18 protein-coding genes are annotated in these 17,986 nt (G+C 55.8%); 5 read left to right on the plus strand and 13 right to left on the minus strand.

All coding sequences use genetic code 11. The annotated features are described in order from the left end of the window. Positions 1-214: 214 nt before the first annotated feature. Positions 215-1,756, minus strand: coding sequence for an acetolactate synthase large subunit (locus LA5095_RS16620; RefSeq protein ID WP_055117032.1), 1,542 nt, complete (start codon positions 1,754-1,756; stop codon positions 215-217). Between the two features lie 214 nt (positions 1,757-1,970). Further along, on the minus strand, positions 1,971-3,110 hold the full coding sequence (ald, locus tag LA5095_RS16625) for an alanine dehydrogenase (protein WP_055116720.1): 1,140 nt from the start codon (positions 3,108-3,110) through the stop codon (positions 1,971-1,973). A 182-nt stretch (positions 3,111-3,292) separates the two neighbouring features. Here ald and LA5095_RS16630 point away from each other — a divergent pair, with 182 nt between their 5' ends. After that, a complete protein-coding gene (locus LA5095_RS16630; protein WP_029063169.1) occupies positions 3,293-3,763 on the plus strand; it encodes an Lrp/AsnC family transcriptional regulator in 471 nt (156 codons plus the stop codon). Between the two features lie 129 nt (positions 3,764-3,892). After that, a complete protein-coding gene (locus LA5095_RS16635) occupies positions 3,893-4,774 on the plus strand; it encodes an SMP-30/gluconolactonase/LRE family protein (RefSeq protein ID WP_055116722.1) in 882 nt (293 codons plus the stop codon). On the opposite strand, the gene LA5095_RS16640 is transcribed toward LA5095_RS16635, so the two are convergent. The 8 genes from LA5095_RS16640 to LA5095_RS16675 form a co-directional block, all read right to left on the minus strand. Continuing rightward, entirely contained in the window at positions 4,764-5,273 is a 510-nt protein-coding gene (locus tag LA5095_RS16640; protein ID WP_055116724.1) for a hypothetical protein, read from the minus strand. The genes LA5095_RS16635 and LA5095_RS16640 overlap by 11 nt on opposite strands. Positions 5,274-5,496: 223 nt before the next feature. Beyond that, positions 5,497-6,009 (minus strand): hypothetical protein, encoded by a 513-nt coding sequence (locus LA5095_RS16645; RefSeq protein WP_055116726.1) that lies wholly within the window; start codon positions 6,007-6,009, stop codon positions 5,497-5,499. Positions 6,010-6,087: 78 nt separating this feature from the next. Then, the gene (locus LA5095_RS16650; protein WP_055116728.1) at positions 6,088-6,675 is read right to left on the minus strand and encodes a hypothetical protein; all 588 of its coding nucleotides are present in this window, start codon (positions 6,673-6,675) and stop codon (positions 6,088-6,090) included. 124 nt (positions 6,676-6,799) lie between these two features. Continuing rightward, the gene (gene trhO, locus LA5095_RS16655; protein ID WP_055116729.1) at positions 6,800-7,630 is read right to left on the minus strand and encodes an oxygen-dependent tRNA uridine(34) hydroxylase TrhO; all 831 of its coding nucleotides are present in this window, start codon (positions 7,628-7,630) and stop codon (positions 6,800-6,802) included. Between the two features lie 206 nt (positions 7,631-7,836). After that, the gene (locus tag LA5095_RS16660) at positions 7,837-8,832 is read right to left on the minus strand and encodes a zinc-binding alcohol dehydrogenase family protein (protein WP_055117034.1); all 996 of its coding nucleotides are present in this window, start codon (positions 8,830-8,832) and stop codon (positions 7,837-7,839) included. A 38-nt stretch (positions 8,833-8,870) separates the two neighbouring features. Continuing rightward, positions 8,871-9,659, minus strand: coding sequence for an ATP-binding cassette domain-containing protein (locus LA5095_RS16665; protein WP_055116731.1), 789 nt, complete (start codon positions 9,657-9,659; stop codon positions 8,871-8,873). Between the two features lie 73 nt (positions 9,660-9,732). Beyond that, positions 9,733-10,674 (minus strand): ABC transporter substrate-binding protein, encoded by a 942-nt coding sequence (locus LA5095_RS16670; protein ID WP_055116733.1) that lies wholly within the window; start codon positions 10,672-10,674, stop codon positions 9,733-9,735. Between the two features lie 47 nt (positions 10,675-10,721). Continuing rightward, complete coding sequence (locus tag LA5095_RS16675) at positions 10,722-11,744, minus strand: ABC transporter permease (RefSeq protein ID WP_055116735.1); 1,023 nt, start codon at positions 11,742-11,744, stop codon at positions 10,722-10,724. Positions 11,745-11,943: 199 nt separating this feature from the next. Between LA5095_RS16675 and LA5095_RS16680 the strand changes: the two genes are divergently transcribed. Further along, positions 11,944-12,783: a GntR family transcriptional regulator gene (locus LA5095_RS16680; RefSeq protein WP_082442445.1), complete on the plus strand. Its 840-nt coding sequence runs from the start codon at positions 11,944-11,946 to the stop codon at positions 12,781-12,783. A gap of 55 nt (positions 12,784-12,838) precedes the next feature. Here LA5095_RS16680 and LA5095_RS16685 read toward each other — a convergent pair whose 3' ends face one another. Beyond that, positions 12,839-13,951: a mannitol dehydrogenase family protein gene (locus LA5095_RS16685; RefSeq protein ID WP_055116738.1), complete on the minus strand. Its 1,113-nt coding sequence runs from the start codon at positions 13,949-13,951 to the stop codon at positions 12,839-12,841. A gap of 251 nt (positions 13,952-14,202) precedes the next feature. Between LA5095_RS16685 and LA5095_RS16690 the strand changes: the two genes are divergently transcribed. Then, on the plus strand, positions 14,203-14,883 hold the full coding sequence (locus LA5095_RS16690; RefSeq protein WP_055116739.1) for a GntR family transcriptional regulator: 681 nt from the start codon (positions 14,203-14,205) through the stop codon (positions 14,881-14,883). Between the two features lie 191 nt (positions 14,884-15,074). On the opposite strand, the gene LA5095_RS16695 is transcribed toward LA5095_RS16690, so the two are convergent. Beyond that, a complete protein-coding gene (locus LA5095_RS16695) occupies positions 15,075-16,214 on the minus strand; it encodes an NAD(P)-dependent oxidoreductase (RefSeq protein ID WP_082442446.1) in 1,140 nt (379 codons plus the stop codon). Here LA5095_RS16695 and LA5095_RS16700 point away from each other — a divergent pair. Further along, positions 16,110-16,958: a LysR family transcriptional regulator gene (locus tag LA5095_RS16700; RefSeq protein ID WP_368681474.1), complete on the plus strand. Its 849-nt coding sequence runs from the start codon at positions 16,110-16,112 to the stop codon at positions 16,956-16,958. The genes LA5095_RS16695 and LA5095_RS16700 overlap by 105 nt on opposite strands. A 149-nt stretch (positions 16,959-17,107) precedes the next feature. Here LA5095_RS16700 and LA5095_RS16705 read toward each other — a convergent pair whose 3' ends face one another. After that, positions 17,108-17,983: a dioxygenase family protein gene (locus tag LA5095_RS16705; RefSeq protein WP_055116742.1), complete on the minus strand. Its 876-nt coding sequence runs from the start codon at positions 17,981-17,983 to the stop codon at positions 17,108-17,110. Between the last annotated feature and the right edge of the window lie 3 nt (positions 17,984-17,986).

A 17,986-nucleotide genomic window follows, 5' to 3' on the forward strand; every position in this document is an offset into this window, starting at 1 on the left:
CAGACCGCGGTGAGACCAACACCGTCGCCCGATCGGCGGTCAATTCAACGCCGGCCGGCAAAGGCCTGTTGCGCCTGGTGCCGGGATCGGTGGCAGGTCACGGCACAGCACAAATCCAGCGCATATGATGAACACCGCACGCCAATCAAGGCTCGTTTGCATGGACGGATCACTCCGTCCTGTGAGCGGCAAGTGCCATATTTCTTCGGTCCGCCTAGATCGGGGCCTCGATCAGAAATGGACCATCGGTTCGCGCTGCCTGTTCCAACGCCTCGGCAAATTTCTCTTCACTGTCGGCGCGCACTGCCGGTACGCCATGGCCTTTCGCCAGCGCCACCCAATCAAGCAGCGGGTCTTCTATGTCGAACATGGCGCGTGCGTTGCGTCCCGGTTTCGGAGCGCCCTGAGCCTGGAGTTCGGCATGGAGGATCTGATAGCCTCGATTCGCAATGATCACGAATGTGATATTCATTTTTTCGCGGGCAGCGGTCCAGAGACACTGAAGCTGATACATTGCTGATCCATCGCCAGAAACCGCAAAAACCGGCCGGTCCGGGCAAGCCACCGACGCGCCAAGCGCGTTGGGAAGACATTGGCCAATGGAGCCACCGGTATTGTTGAGCCGGTCATGGCTTGCAGCGAAATTCACATGAGGCCAGATTCCGGGCCCGGCGGTAACCGCCTCATTCACCATCACGGCGCCGTCGGGGATGGCGCTGGCCAGGCAGCGCCCGATTCCCTCTGATGTCAGAGACCCTGTCTCCAAGGCCGGTTTTTTGCCCTTGATCCTGGAAACATGTTCACTGCCGTCGACACCTACAGCCTCGGCCATGGTCTGAAGCGTCCACATTGTATCCCAATCGCTGTAACACAATCTGTCCAGGACGCATCCGGCGGGATCGGGCGTTGAGGGCTTGCCCGGATAGGCGAAGAAATTCACCGGCGGATCTTCACCAACAAGAACAATGCGGGACAGGTCGGAAAGAAACTCGATTGTGTGATCGGGGCTGTAAGGCAACATTTCGAAGGCAACGGCATTCTCGCCGAGGGCGATGCGCGGTGCAAAGAATGGCGCCAGCAGGCGGCAACCGGTCCGCGCGGCAATTTGCCCGGCCAACTTCGCCCCCTGCCCGTAAAGCCCGGGTCCGCTCACCAGAAGCGCGGCTCCCGGCAGAGTAAGAGCCTCCGCCGATGCGGCAACGCGATCCGCATCCGGACGGTGCTTCGCGACGGGCGGCAGAGCTGTCAGCGCACCTGCTCCACTTTCGCCCCAGGCGCAGTCGGCCGGTAGGATAACGGTCGCAATCTGGCCACCGCGTGCAACCCGGATGGCGTCCGCGCCCGCGCCCGCAACCGTGGAACTGTCTGTTGCCCGCCGCACCCATTGAGAAACCGATGCGACAACACCGTCGAGATCTGCCTGCAAGGGGGCATCATGTTTCAGATGATAGCCTGCGTGATCTCCAACAATATTGACAATGCCGGAATGCCCTTTGCGCGCGTTGTGCAGATTGGCCCAGCCGTTGCCGAAACCCGGCCCCAGATGCAGGAGCGTGCCGGCAACGTTCCCGCTCATTCGGGCATAGCCATCCGCGGCGCCGGTCACACCTCCCTCAAACAGGCAGAGAATGCACCGCATTTCCGGATGGGTATCGAGGGCGGCCACGAAATGCATTTCAGACGTGCCTGGGTTGGCAAAGCAAACCGAAACATCCGATGCCAACATTGTTTCGACCAGCGCTTCTGCACCATTCATCCAGACACCTCCCTTAAAAACTCCGGCAATATTAAGCAGTTGAACGAGCTTGTCTATATCGGCCGCCACCGTGTTGCCGGCAGCGTGTCCAATGATCGGTTGGCCTCGTGCTTCCGCACAATCCTCGCGGAGGCAGGGAATGATGATGCGGATCAAAAAAACGGCCGGTCACCAGGGACCGGCCGTTAAATCTCGAACGCTTTGATATGCCGGATCAGGCAGCCTGGCTTTGACCATTCTGCTCAAGAGCGGTCGCCGGATCGACATAGTCGTAACCGAGCGCATCAGCGACGGCCTCGCAGGTCACCTGCCCGCCGATCACATTCAGGCCTGGCAGGAAGTGCGGATCATCGAGAAGCGCCTGTTTCGCTCCCTTGTCGGCCAGTGCCAGTGCAAACGGAAGCGTCGCATTGTTAAGAGCATAGGTAGAGGTTTTCGGCACGGCGCCCGGCATGTTGGCGACGCAGTAATGAACAACTTCGTCGATAATGTATGTCGGATCGGAATGGGTTGTTGCCTTGGAGGTTTCAAAGCATCCACCCTGATCGATAGCAACATCAACCAGAACAGAGCCCGGCTTCATGCGGCTGACCAGATCCTTCGACACAAGTTTCGGTGCGGCGGCACCGGCGACCAGCACGGCACCAACGACCATGTCCGCCTCAAGAACATGTTTTTCAAGCGCGGATCTGGTCGAGTAAACCGTTTTCAGTGCAGGGCCAAAGGTTTGCGCAAGCTGACCGAGAACCGCAGTGTTCCGATCGAGAACGGTAACATCTGCACCGAGACCGATTGCCATGGTGATAGCGTGAGAGCCGACAACACCACCGCCAATCACGACAACCTTTGCCGGTTCAACACCCGGAACGCCACCGACCAGCGTACCGGAGCCGCCATGGGCCTTCTCCAGCGCCTTGGCACCGGCAATCACGGACAGACGACCGGCAACCTGTGACATCGGTACCAGCAACGGCAGGCCACCCCTGGAATCGACAACCGTTTCGTACGCGATGCAGGTGGCACCGGACTTCACCAGGTCTGCGGTCTGATCGGCGTCCGGCGCCAGATGCAGGTAGGTAAAGAGGATGTGGTCGGGACGCAGCATGGCGCGCTCGACAGCCTGCGGCTCCTTCACCTTCACGATCATCTGTGCGGCGTCGAAGACCTCCTTCGCGGTCGAAAGAATTTTCGCACCGGCGGCTTCATAGTCAGCGTCGTTTGCACCGATGCCGGCGCCAGCATTTGTTTCAACGACCACTTCGTGGCCGTGTGCGATCATTTCGTGAACACTGTCCGGCGTCAGGCCGACACGGTATTCATGGTTCTTGATTTCCTTGGGCACACCAATACGCATAACCACGTCTCCTCTGGAAGCGATTTGATTGCCTCCAAGTCTACGCTTTCCGCGGTCGAATGTGCTTGCGTTCCGAGGGGTTGAACAGGCATTTGGCACAATATTGTTGCGTCAATCTGGATTTTTCTCGAATATAGTGCCGCAAAGCTCCGATAAACCTGCAATATGTGCGGTGCAACATAATGAAACTTGATCGTCTGGACAGGAAAATCCTCGACGCCTTGCAAAAAGATGGCCGGATCGCGAATGCGGATCTGGCGGAAATTGTGGGACTGTCGGCCTCTGCCTGCCTTCGCCGTGTCCGTGCACTTGAGGAAGTCGGCATCATCGAGAACTACGTGGCTCTTCTCGACCAGCGCAAGCTGGGGCGGAGGATGGATGTCTTTGTCGAGATCTCGCTGACCGGACAATCCAAGGAGACCCTTGAGAGTTTCGAACGTGCCGTCGCACGCTCGGATGAAATCATGGAATGTTTCCTGATGGCGGGCGACGCCGACTATATCCTGCGCCTCAGCGCAGCTGATCCGATTGATTTCGAACGAATCCACAGGGATCACCTGTCCCAGTTGCCCGGCGTTCTCAGAATGAAGTCGTCATTCGCCATCCGCCCGATTGTGAAGCGAACCGCAATCCCTCTTCAGGCTGAATTCTGACCCTGAAACCAGAATCGTGCCATTCAAGTTAGGAAGGTTGATACGGATCTTTGCAGTCTCGACGGCGGAGGAAGTCGGCTATATAGTCCGCATCCGTCAATTGCCTGGCTTTTCAAGGAACCTTCCTCGGTGTCCCACACGATTACCCGCTTTCTCGACACAACTTATCAACTTGGCGAATGCCCGACCTGGGATGACAGGCACGACCGGCTGCTTTGGGTCGATATTCAGGGGCGCTCGATCCAGTCGATGGACTGGGAGAGCCGCAACATCACCACATGGTACTTCGACAACGAGGTCGGATCGTTCGGCCTGACCGACGATGACCGTCTGGTGGTCGGTGTCTGGGACAAGATCCTGCTGTTCGATCCGAGTACGGAAAAAAGCGAGGTCCTTGCCGAAGTCCAGGCGGACCAACCTGGAACGCGCCTCAATGACGGCAAGATCGGTCCGGACGGCGCCTTCTGGATCGGCACCATGGACACCGCCTCCCCGCGCGAACCGATCGCCGGTCTTTACAGGATCGACGGCCGTGGTGAAGTCGAGGAAATTCGCGACGAACTGCAATGTTCAAACGGTCTCGCCTGGAGCGCAGACGGCACTTACATGTATCACGCCGATTCAACGCCGGGCTGGATCGAGTGCTACGCCTTCGATCCGGCGACGGGCGCACTCGGCTCGAAAATGCTTTTTGCCCAGCAGACCAACGAAACCGGACGCCCGGACGGAGCAACCGTGGATGCAGACGGCAATTACTGGAGCGCCGGTGTTTCTGCGGGGCTGCTCAACTGCTTTGCGCACGACGGAAATCTTCTGGAAGCCATCAGGATGCCGGTCCCCAAGCCGACAATGCCCTGCTTTTGTGGCCCTGACCTCGACCAGTTGATCGTCACCACAATCAAGCAGCCCACCGACCCGACGGCCATCGAACCGGACACGCTGTCGGGCGGATTGTTCCTGGTGGAAGGTCATGGAAAAAAGGGGCTGAAGGCGGAACGGTTTAAGACTTGAGTCGAGCGAATTGTTGTTTCAAGCGCCACCAGTAAAAGGTAACTACGGCTAGGAGCAGAACAGTCCCCACGGTCGCAGGGCCCACTGGATTTCTTGAAGCCTCAATCTGCTCAGGTAGATCGCTGTAAAGATTATAGTCTGGCAGCAGATCATATTGCAGGTAGATGAGTCCCCAATAGAGCGGAAACGCTGCGACAAGAATTCTCAAAGGTAGTTTGCCAGGTCGCATAGTGAAGAATCCTGCAAGCGTCATCGCAAAAATCAGCGCTGAGAGACAATATCCGATCAGGAACCACAACCCGAATAGCGGACCCAAGAACACAGCCAAAGATATTGCATGAAATCTGCTTCGGTGAGGGTTTTCCTGAAAGAAGTCTGTCTGCAAAACCTCCAGTGCGCCAATTATGGCGCCCAACAATGTGACTACCAGCATTGCAGAATAGAAGACAGAAAGCGCCGCTCTCCACCCCGCAGATGAGTTTGCTTCGTCGTTTTTCATAGGTAAATGTTATTTTCGCAGCATTTGACGCACAAGATTATGTATATGCAAATTTTCAGCAATTTTCAGCCCAACCACAAATGTTTTGGGAGAACTCAAATCCGCAAAAGCCGTGGGAATCCAGCGGTCTAATCATTCTGTGTCAAGACGCTTTGAAAATGGATGACACCTGTTTGGTTCGGCAATCGGTCGACTTGGTCTCTCCTTAAGAAACCATGGTCCGCTAATTCGCGGATGGTGGCGTTTCGCATTTTTTGATCTTGGGTACATCGCGGCTGACGCGTGTTGCCGACCACCTGCAATTTTCCACCAGGAGGGCACCTTCCGCACCGGGAAGATTGTCAGTGACAAACACCGTGCTGGCGGAAAATCCGAATTTGTCACTCGTCGTGCTCGCCGGGAAAATACGGATCAACTCCTTGTATGGAAACCTGGATTGGCAGGCTTCCAGATAGCCACTTGTAAAGTCACCGGCAGGACTTGCCATTACCAAGCCGTTATATAGAGACGCTTTGTTGCCAAGGCTGGGATCATCTATCTCTGTTGCAATGTGCAGGACGTTTCCGTCCTGCACAAAGTGCAACTCAAGCGCCCGGCCAAATGTAGACGGCGCACCGTTCATCACACGATCGCAAGCAACAAAGCCTTCATAGCTGCCCGTCCACGAAAACGCTTCGCCCGCATTGGCGGAATTCGACAGAGCCAGAAAGAGGCCTGCTGCGAGCGCCTTGTGCATGTGAACTCTCCGTCGCTGCTCAACGTACCGGATGCCGGCAAACTTCAAACCGCTCGTCCAGCCCGAAGCTATGCAAGCCTAATACCGGCAGCCCTTGATTTTCACCGGCTGCCAGACTGTGCGTGCCGGCTGCACCTGCACCCGGCGGTTGACAGTCTTGTAGACGGCCGGTTGCCTGATCACATGGTTGGAGGCCGGTTGCAGCATCACCTTCTCCTTCACCATGCTGTAGATCGCAGGATGCCGGACGGCGACTTTTGACGCTGCCTGGACCTTTACCCGTTCGCTGACCGCCTGATAGACCGGCGGGTGCTTGACCTTGCACAGCGTCTTGCGGCCCTTGATCATCCGGTATTCCCAGCCGATGCTGGCCTGTTTCACCAGAACATGGCGCTGGCGGGTCTGGTAGACGGCAGGCGTCTTGCGATAGGACACCCGCTCCGGCTGCACCAGAACCCGTCGTTTCTGATAGCCGTATACTGCGGCTTTCTTGACGACCCTGTTGCTGGCGGCCCTGACCAGTACACGCTCCTGCACGGTCTTGTAGACTGCGGGCACAGTTGCCTGCTGATAGCAGGCGATTGCCTTGCCGCCTGCCATTGCCGAAGTGATTAGAAATGGAGTAATTGCCAGCGCGAAAACCGCGCTCCAGGAAATGTAACGCATGAACTTGTCCCCCGGGGTCGGGACGCACTAAAGGGTCCGAACCCTTGTCTGGTGCAGGAAAATGACCTGCAACCTGACTTTAGGGAAATTTACCAAGGCATTAAAGCGAAAATGTTAATTTTCGTTAAGAAGTTGCCGTTTTCAGTTCTTCGGCGACAGCCTGCTCCCTGGTGCCCGTCTCGTAATCCGTATCCTCGTTGATGATGTGGCGGGCCTCTTCCGGCACCCATTCGCCCCAACGCGGCTGCAGTTGATGATCGACGGAAACCCGGTCATCAAACACAAAACACTCGCCCTTCCACAGGCTCTGGTCTTCCGGCACCTTTTCCAGGTAGTTCAATATGCCGCCTTCCAGATGATAGACCTCGTCAAAACCGTTCTTCAGCATCCAGGCAGTCGCCTTCTCACAGCGGATGCCGCCGGTACAGAACATGGCGACTTTCGGTTTTTTCTTCAGGTTCTCCTGCTCGTGCACCCAGTCGGGAAACTCGCGAAAGGACTGTGTTTCCGGATTGAGCGCATTCTCGAATGTTCCAAATGCGAATTCATAGTCATTCCGGGTATCGATGACGACAACATCAGGCTCCGAAATCAGGTCGTTCCAGTCTTCCGGTTTGACATATTCACCGACGATTTCATTCGGATCGATACCGTCGACTGCCAGACGCACGATCTCCTGCTTCAGACGCACCTTCATCCTTTTGAAAACGTGGCGATGCGTCCAGGCTTCCTTGTGTTTCAGCCCTTCCAGACGCGGGTCGGCGCGCAAGTGCGCAAGCACGGCCTGAACTCCGGATTCCGGGCCGCAAATCGTTCCGTTGATGCCTTCGGCGGCAAGCAGCAGGCTGCCGCGCACGTCGTGTTCAACGCAAAAGGACTTGAGAGGATCGCGCATCTCCTCAAAGTCATCGAGGGGTGTGAAGAGATAAAGGGCGGCAACCAGAAAATCGTTCATCGGGCTTGTTCTTTTTTTGTGGCATACGCCCCGACATGGAGGCGTCCCGGTCCATTCGGGACCGACTGGCGCCTTCTATACAGCGATAGAGCCCCGTCTGAAAAGTCCGCAGTAATTCTGACACCGATCGAACGGGTGCAAAGACACGCAGAGACATTGCGCGAACACGGTCCCAGGCGTCTGATCAAACGACCGCAAAGACGCCTTCAGAGTGTGACAACAGCTTTGATCAGGGTGTCGCGGTCGTTTGCAAGAAGTTGAAACTGGTCGGCAATCTCATGGATCGGAATGGTCCGGGAACACAAGGCGTCCGTGTCGATCAACCCCTCGCGGATGGCCTGCATTACGGTCTCGAAGTCTTCTGCCGTAGCATTGCGGCTCCCGATGATCTGCGCTTCGCGCTTGTGAAACTCCGGGTCATCAAAGCGGATCTGGTCCTTGACCACACTCACCAGCACGTACCGGCTGCCATGCGCAAGCAGCGGGAAACCGGCTTCGATCGCCCGAGCACTGCCGGTTGCGTCAAATACGACGTCAAAACCGTCCGTCAGCGATCCTGCGAGAATATCGTCTCCGACGAGATGAAGATTGTCGAAACCGAATTTGGACGAAGCCTGCCGCAACCGTGCTTCGCTGAGATCGAGAAGGTGAACGTCAGCGCCCCGGATTCGCGCAAACAGGGCTGTTCCGATTCCGATCGGGCCGGCGCCCGTCACCAGAACTCGCTCGCCCTCCAGGGCCCCCGCTCTCCTGACGGCATGCGCGCCGATCGCAAGAAACTCCACCATGGCGGCTTGCAGTTCGCTCAGGCCGTTTGCTCGATAAAGGTTGCCGGATGGCACCGCGATCCTTGCACACATGCCCCCTTCCCGGTGAACACCCAGAACTTCAATGCGCTCACAGCAGTTGGGCTTGCCCTTCTTGCAGGCACGGCATTCCCCGCACGACAGGTACGGATTTATGACGACCAGTTCCCCGGCCTTCCATTCTCCAGACGCTTCCGCAATTCGTCCACTGAGCTCGTGACCGATGACGCGGGGATATTCCAGATAGGGATGCTTGCCTTCGAAAATGTGGTAGTCCGTGCCGCAAATACCAACCGCGCATATGTCGACAAGAACCCAGCCGTCTGGCGTTTCAACTGGCAGATCGCGCGTTTGAAGCTGAAAAACACCCGGCTCGACGACAACACCGCTGGCCATCTTGACCGTGCCTGCATCTACTGTTGCCGTTTCAAGCGTCATTGCACCATTTCCCTGCCGCGCGGAACCCAGTCGCCCGGCAATTCGCCCTTGATGATAAGGCTGAGCACATCATCCTTTGTAACATCTTCGATCCCGTGCGAGCCGACGTTCCGGCCCTTGTTCATCACGACCACACGATCACACAATTCGAAAACATCGTGCATGTCATGACTGACAAGCAGTATTCCTATTCCCGTGGATCGCAGCTTCTTGACCAGATCCGCGACCATCGCCGTTTCCGATGGTCCCAGCGCTGCGGTCGGTTCGTCCATAATCAGTATTTTCACATTGAAGTAAATCGCCCGGGCAATCGCGATGACCTGACGTTGCCCGCCCGAGAGCCTGGAGACAGGATCGTCAAGGTTCTTGAAATTCGGGTTGAGCTTGCGCAAGACGCTTATCGCTTCGCCCATCATCTTCCGGTCATCCAGGTTACCGAGTTTCGTCTTCAGTTCGCGCCCCAGAAAGAGATTTGCAGGCGCATTGAGATGATCTGCAAGCGCAAGTGTCTGATAAATAGTCTCTATACCAAGGTCTCGGGCTTGATGCGGATTCTGGATATCCGCGATTTCCCCATTCACCCTGATTGTGCCTTCATTGGCAATCATCGCCCCCGACAATATCCGCATCAGGCACGACTTGCCCGCACCATTGTGCCCGAGCACACCAACCACCTCACCGGCATGAAGATCCAGCGAGACCCGGTCAACGGCGCGAATACCACCAAAGTGCTTTTCAATGCCGGTCATCTGCACCAGTGGTGCCGATTCGCCTTGCTGTACCATCGCGAAGCGCCCCTTTATGAAAAAAACACCGGGAACCCGAGGAAGAAATGAGCTCCCGGCAAGTTAGGACCTGTCAGTAAAGGACGTTCTGAACCTCTGGCTGGTCGATGTTTTCCTTTGTGGCCAACACGACGCCCGTATCGATGAATTCGGAGACGTTTTCGCCGTTCAGAAGTTTCATGATCGCCTGAACGCCCAATTCACCCATCTGGAACGAGCCCTGAACCGCAGTCCCCGCAAGTGTTCCGTCTCTCACGAAATCCTGAAGGTCGGCGTTCCCGTCGAACCCGAGGGCCGTGATGCTGCCGGCCTTGCCGGCTTGAACGATTGCGCGTCCCATACCGATTGCTGTCGGCTCGTTGGCGCCGAAAATGCCCACCAGATCATCATTGGCCGCAAGCACATCCGTTGTCTGGTTGAGCGCGGTCGCCATTTGGGACTGCGAGTAGAACGGACCGACGATTTCAATATCGGACTTTTCGTTTATCCGCTTGACGAAACATCCCACACGACCGACTTCCGATCCGACACCGGCAACATAGGACATGACGGCAACCTTGCCGGACGTACCGACTTCAGACAGCATCTTGTCGGCGACAAGCTGACCGGCCGCACAATTGTCGGTCGACAGGAACGCCTGGAAAAATTCCTTGCCGTTTTCGGCAAGGCCGGAGTCGATGATGACAACTGGTATCTGAGCTTCAAACGCTTTCTTGACCGCCGGCACCAGTGCTTCGGGATCGGAAGGCGCAAGCACAATGCCCGAGACGCCGCGGTTGACGGCGTTTTCAACAAGGTTCACCTGATCTGCAATCGCAGATTCCGAAGCCGGCCCGTTGAAGGTCATGGAATGCGCTTCCTGGCCTTCGACCGCGGCGCTGGCGCCTTTGTTCACGTTTTGCCAGAAGTTGGAATTGGTCGTCTTCACGATGACTGCAATCTCACCTGCATGTGCTGTGGCGGCTGTGAGCGCGAGCGCACTTGCCATTACCATGGTCGAAATCAGCTTCTTCATGATGTTCTCCTCCGTTTGAAGACTTGCTGTGATAGCTATCCGGCTTGTCAGCGCCGGTTGCGGATCTGATCGATGTAGACCGCCACAATGACGATCACGCCGATCACGATTTGCTGGATGAATGCTGAAACGCCCGCCATGTTCAGCCCGTTGCGCAGAACGCCGATGATGAACGCACCAATCATGGTGCCGGAGATGTTTCCGACGCCGCCCATGAGCGACGCGCCACCAATCACGGCGGCCGCGATCGCATCGAGCTCGTACATCACCCCTTCGTTGGGCTGCACCGTTACAAGCCTGGACATCAGGACGTTGCCCGCCAGACCGGCAAGGGCACCGGAAAGCGTGTAGGCAAAGATCTTGGTGCGGTCGACGAGCACGCCGGAAAGCCGCGCGGCCTCCTCGTTCGAGCCGGTCGCATAGATATGTCTGCCGATCTGGCGCCGGTTCAGAAGATAGGCAGCTGCGATCGCAACGGCTGCCAGCAGGATTGCCGGATAGGGAATTCCGGGAAAAACGACTTTCGGAAAGATGCCCCCCGTCTTTTCGACGATCCTGAACAGCGACCCGTTTCCCAGGATGCCGAAGGCCTCCCCCAGCCTGGAAATCGGAGCCGCACCGGTAAGCTGGAGCGCGACACCACGGGCAATCAGCATCATGCCCAGCGTCGCGACAAAAGGGGTGATCCGCATTTTGGTGACGACAAAACCATTGACGAGGCCGCATGCAGCACCGGCAACAATTCCAAGCGCCATCGCCGGGGCAGTCGGGACACCCGCCTTCACTGCAAGCCCTGTAACAACTCCGGACAGTGCCAGAACCGATCCGACACTGAGGTCGATACCGCCGGTAATGATGACCAGGGTCATGCCGATGCCCAGCAGACCGATCACCGAGGTCTGAAGCAGGACCGTCAGGCCGTTGTTGACCGTCAGGAAAGCGTCGTTGCCGAACGAGAATGCGATCACAAGCGCCACAAGCGTGAGCAAGGCCGACAGCTTGTGGAACGAGCCGGTTGAAAGCCTGAAACCCGTCGGCAACGGTAATGCCTCCCTTTCAAGATTCGCCATGCATCCTCCCGGGCGAAAATGATTTTAATTATTAAATACAAATTGGCAGCACTCATCTCCTTCGTCAATTGTTTTTTATTAAATTGTACAAAAAGTGGGAATTGTTATCCGAACTGAATATGCTAATTTCACGGGCATGGCTCGAACTGACGACCGATTCCGAAGCGCTTACAATAAGTTGCTGGACATTTGCACCAACATGGAAGTTGGCGGACAATTGCCGGCGGAAGTCGTGTTGGCCGAGCGAATGGAGGTGAGCCGCACAATTGTACGCTCCGCTCTGCACAAGCTGGATGCCGAAAATCTAATTCTCTGGGAAGGCAGACGGAAAACGCTTGTGAAGCGGCCGGACAAACGGCACCGCCTGTCACAATCTGAAAGTCTGCCGACCGGAGAAGAGCTGGAAAGGCGGTTCCTGGAGTGGATCTTGCATTTTGATGTTCCTGCCGGAACATCCCTCAATATTGCGCAATTGTCGCGGCAATTCGGTGTTCCGGCCCACAGCCTGCAGGCGTTCCTGTCCGGATTGAGCCGCTTCGGTCTGGTTGAACGACGGGCGAAAGGCGGTTGGATCCTTTCAGGTTTTACGGCCGAGTTTGCTGTCGAATTGTCCGATTTCCGTCTTGTGCTGGAAATGAACGCCGTCCGGCACCTCTTGTCGCTGCCGGAGGACCATCAGATCTGGGGCAAATTGAAGGAAATAAGGAAAGAACATGAAGACCTTCGGCGGGATCTGAAGGATCGCTACCACGACTTTTCGACACTGGATGAAAAATTCCATACGACCATAAACAGTGTTGTAAAAAACAGATTTGTACTCGAAGCGCAGAAGCTGATCTCGCTCATATTTCACTATCACTACATGTGGGACAAACGCGACGAACAGGAACGCAACGCGGCAGCAATCGAAGAGCATCTCGATTGGATCGACGCCATGCTTGCGCAAGACAGGGCCAGGTCGGAGGAAGCCGCCCTCAATCACCTTCGTCGTTCCAAGGAAACACTGCTGGCATCCCTGAAGAACCACAAGCTTGGGTGACGGCCTCGCAGCAGTCACAGGAACCTGGCGCCATGTTCATTGCGCGACAGAGACGCTACGAAGCCGTCTTTTCGACGATCGCTTCAAGGCGTGGTGCCGAGAAATCCGGATTTTCTTGTCGTAACCAGGAAAGGAAGGATGCGATCCTGCGATTGACCTTGTCGCAATGGTTTTGTGCAATATCGGACAGCCTGTGGTCCAGAAACGGGTTCCTGAACCGGTCGAGGGTGGTTTTCACATAGGCTTCAGCCTCCGCTTCCCTCGCATGTAATTGAAACCCGGGAATGACTTCGCGGGCATATACGTCTTCCAGATCTGCAGCGACGGCCTGATCACCAAGCATATCGCGAACGAATTCGTGTTCCGGTACTTCATTGTTCATCCAACGGGACACGAGATAGGTATGTCCAAGGTTGAGAATGAACAGCTTGAGCGTTTCAACCTGCTCCAGATCGGCAACCACACGAACGCTTGGGTGTGTGCATGGCAACACCAGTCCGGGCTGATCCTCGATCGCCCACAGCGCATAAGGTTCGGCAACAGCTCCCGCAGGCTCAAGGGGTTCGGAAACGATCCGGTCGACAAGTGAGTTGACCCAGATGACATCAGTATCCAGCCAACGCCGGAATTCGGCCGGGTAGCATTCTGCAATACCAATGACGAGTTCGCGCAGCACCGCGCCGTTTTGAGGGACAAGTTCAGTGGGCATGATCTGGATCGGCTCGCCGTGATTGCTGAACCGTCTGAAAAGCAGCCAGGTCAGCTTTGCCGGATAGGACATGTCCTGTGAATATTGCCTCTGACTGTCGGCTTCGGAGGGCCTGAAACCGGCGTCCGCCGTGTTCGACAGGATTATGCGAGCCTCACCGGACACGATCTCGTTCACGATCTCCAGATCATGCGGCAAGGACAGCGCCCTGCTTACGCTGGATACGCGGATCTCGCGGTCGACAAGTTGTCCCTGATCCACTCCTCTGATTCTGATCTCGAAACCGTCCTTGGCCGCAAGCGCGGCAAGACGTCCGGAACGGCTCCTGTCACCACTGCTCTGGACAACGGTTATGGGTCCCAGTGCGTTGCCCCGTTGAAGCGCCTCCGACACGAAGAGATCGGCATGCGCCTGAAGGAAACGGCTTGTGCCGAATTGAACAAGCGGGGTTATGGACATCTCGCCTCCGGATTGGAAAATTGTTTTTTATTAATTTAAACTGAATTGGTCAATTGAATTCACGCTTTCCGCAAATCCAGTCTCCAATGTCGCAAGTTTCGCCTGGGTCGGGTGCACTCACGCACATTTTGCAGGCATCGTCACGGCACGAAATTACCTGTTGACTATTCAATGTTCAATTTGACTCGGACAATGAGCGCTTCATCTTAGTTAAAACTGGAAAAGATAATAGAAAATCGATATTATTAGACATGGCTATCAAAATGCATACGGATCCGGCGCAAGAGCCATCCGCGACACAGCGCGCATATCTTGCTATCCGGCGAATGATCCTGATCGGTGATTTGCCACCAGGCGAAAAGCTGAAGATCGAAAAACTGCGTTCCATCCTCGAGATGGGAGGATCCCCGATCCGCGAAGCCCTGACGTTGCTTGTCTCCGACCTGCTTGTGGAACGCCTTGATCAACGGGGATTCCGGACCGCTGAAATCAGTCCGTCCAATTTTGCCGAGATCCTGAACCTGAGATGCCACCTGGAAGAAATGGCGCTCCGAGAGAGCCTTTCAAACGCTGACCACGCCTGGGAAGACAAGCTTGTCATCACCCATCACCGGATGATGCGCGAGCCCCGAACAAACGTCGAACGCTTCGAGGAACTCCACAAGACCTTTCACATGAACCTTCTGAATGCCTGCCATTCACCGGTACTCCTGAAGTTCTGCAATCAGCTCTATGATTTGAATATTCGCTACCGCTATCTGGCCGGCCGGGCAATCGACTATTCCAAACGCGATATCGGCAAGGAACATACCGATATCATGAATGCCGCGGTTGACAGGGATGCGGACGCCGCTTGCCGGATGCTGCTTGACCATTACCGCAACACAGGCGCGTTCCTGGAAAAGCACTTTTCCACGGAAGCCGCCGAATAGGTCAGACAGGTAGTACAGGGACCACATGCGTCTCGAAGCAATATAGTGCGACAGCGCCAATCCGGACTTTGATTGAAAGCGCAGAGAAGGTCGGCTTCGAGCCCTTCTCCCACGTCCACGAAACAAGACCGATGGCTGCTACGTAGCCGCGACGGAATGGTCTTTCTGGGATGATGGTCTGGTTGCCGCGATCACTGATCCGCCATGTGTTGAACCAGCGCGGTCAATTGCTTGTCGCCGAAACCTTCGTCCCAAGCAGCCTTAGTCCGCTTGTACATAAGCTGCATGAATTCTGCCGGGGCATCCAGAGACTCAAAGGTTTTCAAGGCATCTTCTTGTGCCATAGCATAGACCTTCATTGATGCTTCTGCATTGTCATAGTCTTCGGCGGGAACAGTCCTGGCAAAGAGATTGTGATAGTCATTGACCAATTTGAGTGTTGCGGGAAGCTGGTCCGAAAAGACTTGCAGGGAAATACCTGCCTTTTGGCAGACAAGCGCGCCAAAGATCATTCCGAACATGAACCCTTGGCGCACGGTGAACAACCCGGCAAACAGCGCGGCAAGAGCAGATGGTCGCTCGCCGACATTGGCCGATTTTCCACCTAAAACTCGAATGATGTCACCGTATCGTTCCCATGTACCGGCGTTCCCGACCGTCAGAATTGTTGTGTCCTCTTTGCCAACTCCGGACGGATAGGCATTGATCATGCCCAACATGTATTCGGCGCCCCTCTCGCCAAGAATCGAAACCAGCGCATCTGCATCGGATGTTTCGCCGGTGCTCATGTCGCAGATGGTCTTGCCCCCAAGGGAAGTGCTTAACTCTTCCACCAACGCCACTGTTTCCTTGTGACTCTTTATGCAGACAATTGCAAAGTTGCTAGCGCCGACAGCTTCGTCCGCCGAGGTGCAGACCTTTGCACCTGCATTGGCCAGCGCCTCCGACTTGCCGGGCGTACGGTTCCAGACGTGGACGTCGTAACCTGCCTCCAGCAGACATCGCGCCAGCGCAGACCCCATTGAGCCGAGATCCAGCACAGCAAGTTTCGTCAATCTTTCCTCCATCAGCAGGTAACGGCTATACTGCCCAGCATGCAACGGAACGGAGATTTTTCTTAGTTGTAAATTTTTCTTTGTTGTTAGATCATCTAACGTATGGATTGGCATACGCTCCCCTCGCTGACGTCGCTCAGGGCTTTTGCCGCCGCCGCAGAGTATCGAAACCTGACAAAGGCTGCAGCAGCTTTGAATGTCACGCATTCCGCAATCAGCCAACAAATTCGCGGCCTTGAGCGGCGACTCGGAACCCGGCTTGTCACGCGCACCCAACACGGAATCTCATTGACCTCGCAGGGCGAACACCTTTCCAAAGGGGTGCTTGAGGCCTTTGCCGCAATGGCCGCCTTGACCGAAACTCTGTCAAATGCGGAAACGATGAGACCCATTCTGGTGTCCGCCACGCCGATGTTTGCCAGTGCCTTCCTGATGCCCCGCCTGTCTGGTTACATGGACAATAACCCAAATATCGAGCTAAGGATCGAGTCGACGATCGAGGCGGTTGACCTGAAGCCCGGAGGTGTTGATCTGGCGATCCGCTATGGAACCGGGCATTGGCCCGGGCTTCAATCGCAGCTTTTGCTACCAGGCTGTTTGACGGTTGTCGCTGCAAGGGAGTTGATTGGTGATCGAACGTTCTCCGACCCCTCTGACCTTTTGGACTTTCCATTGCTGCAGGAGCATGCCTCGGTCGAGTTTGACTTGTGGCTGGAGAAAGTGGGCATCTCGCCGAGTGCAAAACGAAAGGTCATCCGATTACCGGGTAATATGCTGCTGGATGGCATTCGTAGGGGTGACGGTATTGGTGCGACGGTACCCGCATTCATTTCAGATGAACTGAAGTCTGGGAAACTCGTGGCATTGTTCGACGATCCCATTCCTGAAATCGGCTACTATCTGGCCACGCTCCCCGGGACGTGTCGACCGGCCTTGGTGCATTTCATGCGATGGCTTTCTCAGTCCACTACCGAATACGAGAAAACCCTGTACAGATGGAAGACGGCCCATTTGCTCTGAGCACAGCAAAACGGTCATTGGCCCAACGGCATAGTGCGCGTTACAGACCTTCAGACACATTTCGGCGAACGGCAGCCGTACGCAGCCCGGACAGGCCGGACAGGCCGGAATCCTCCAGCTTGTCTGATCTGTTCGCAAGCAGTTCCATGTCAGCTGTCTTCCCGCACAAGCACTAGATCGAAATCCGCCAAAAGATACGGCCCCTCCACTTTTCCGGAGAGTTCATATCCTTCTGCTGGAAACGAACCGGCTGGCTCTTCCACATATGTCATCACCAGATCCTCTCGAACGCCGAACACCGTATCCTCGTCGAGATAGGGATCGTCGTCCGGGAAGATTTCGGTCACCAGTGATTTGAAGCCCGGAGCCTTTACGATGTAGTGCAGGTGCGATGGACGCCACGGATGCCTTCCGCTGGCCCTGAGAATATCGCCAACCGGACCGTCACCTGGAACCGTGTAACTGACCGGTTTGACTGTTGTGAAACCGTAGCGGCCATCTGCTCCTGTCGTTTGAATGCCATGGAACGAGTAAGTGTCCTGTTCCGGATCCTGACTGGAATAAAGGCCGTTGGGTGCAGTCTGCCAGATATCGAGCTCAGCCCCTTCGACAGGGGTGCCGTTTTCGTCCCTGATCGTGCCTGTCGCCAAAAGGACCTGCTCCTTGAAGTCCTTGCGCAAGTCACCCCCGAAAGCCAGCGGCGGCGACCCGGTGATGTGAAACGGCCCCAGGACACTGGAAGATGTGCCCTGCGGACTGGAATGAAGCATATCGACAAGGGATGAAAGGCCCAGAACGTCGGAAAGGAGCACAAACTCGTGCCGTTCCTTGTCCGATATGTTGCCTGCCCATTCCAGGAACTCGATACCTTTGCGCCACTCTTCGTGCGTCAGGTTCGTTTCTCTTGCAAAATCATGCAGGTGCGTGACGAGGCCCTTCAGAATTTCCTTCAGTCGCGGGTCCGTGTCCGGACCGAAGTAACCCATGAAGACATCAGTTATGTTGTCTTTGGTGACATGACGCATGGA

Origin of the sequence: Roseibium album (genome assembly GCF_001404515.1) — a bacterium.
Classification (GTDB): domain Bacteria; phylum Pseudomonadota; class Alphaproteobacteria; order Rhizobiales; family Stappiaceae; genus Roseibium; species Roseibium album.

Bases quoted from the DNA above. Each gene is read 5' to 3' on its own strand.
- LA5095_RS16675 (WP_055116735.1), bottom strand. From the start codon at position 11,744: ATGGCGAATCTTGAAAGGGAGGCATTACCGTTGCCGACGGGTTTCAGG.
- LA5095_RS16690 (WP_055116739.1), top strand. From the start codon at position 14,203: ATGGCTATCAAAATGCATACGGATCCGGCGCAAGAGCCATCCGCGACA.
- LA5095_RS16705 (WP_055116742.1), bottom strand. From the start codon at position 17,983: ATGCGTCATGTCACCAAAGACAACATAACTGATGTCTTCATGGGTTAC.
- LA5095_RS16640 (WP_055116724.1), bottom strand. From the start codon at position 5,273: ATGAAAAACGACGAAGCAAACTCATCTGCGGGGTGGAGAGCGGCGCTT.
- LA5095_RS16620 (WP_055117032.1), bottom strand. From the start codon at position 1,756: ATGAATGGTGCAGAAGCGCTGGTCGAAACAATGTTGGCATCGGATGTT.
- trhO (WP_055116729.1), bottom strand. From the start codon at position 7,630: ATGAACGATTTTCTGGTTGCCGCCCTTTATCTCTTCACACCCCTCGAT.
- LA5095_RS16650 (WP_055116728.1), bottom strand. From the start codon at position 6,675: ATGCGTTACATTTCCTGGAGCGCGGTTTTCGCGCTGGCAATTACTCCA.
- LA5095_RS16685 (WP_055116738.1), bottom strand. From the start codon at position 13,951: ATGTCCATAACCCCGCTTGTTCAATTCGGCACAAGCCGTTTCCTTCAG.
- LA5095_RS16670 (WP_055116733.1), bottom strand. From the start codon at position 10,674: ATGAAGAAGCTGATTTCGACCATGGTAATGGCAAGTGCGCTCGCGCTC.
- LA5095_RS16645 (WP_055116726.1), bottom strand. From the start codon at position 6,009: ATGCACAAGGCGCTCGCAGCAGGCCTCTTTCTGGCTCTGTCGAATTCC.
- LA5095_RS16665 (WP_055116731.1), bottom strand. From the start codon at position 9,659: ATGGTACAGCAAGGCGAATCGGCACCACTGGTGCAGATGACCGGCATT.
- LA5095_RS16630 (WP_029063169.1), top strand. From the start codon at position 3,293: ATGAAACTTGATCGTCTGGACAGGAAAATCCTCGACGCCTTGCAAAAA.
- LA5095_RS16680 (WP_082442445.1), top strand. From the start codon at position 11,944: ATGGAAGTTGGCGGACAATTGCCGGCGGAAGTCGTGTTGGCCGAGCGA.
- ald (WP_055116720.1), bottom strand. From the start codon at position 3,110: ATGCGTATTGGTGTGCCCAAGGAAATCAAGAACCATGAATACCGTGTC.
- LA5095_RS16660 (WP_055117034.1), bottom strand. From the start codon at position 8,832: ATGGCCAGCGGTGTTGTCGTCGAGCCGGGTGTTTTTCAGCTTCAAACG.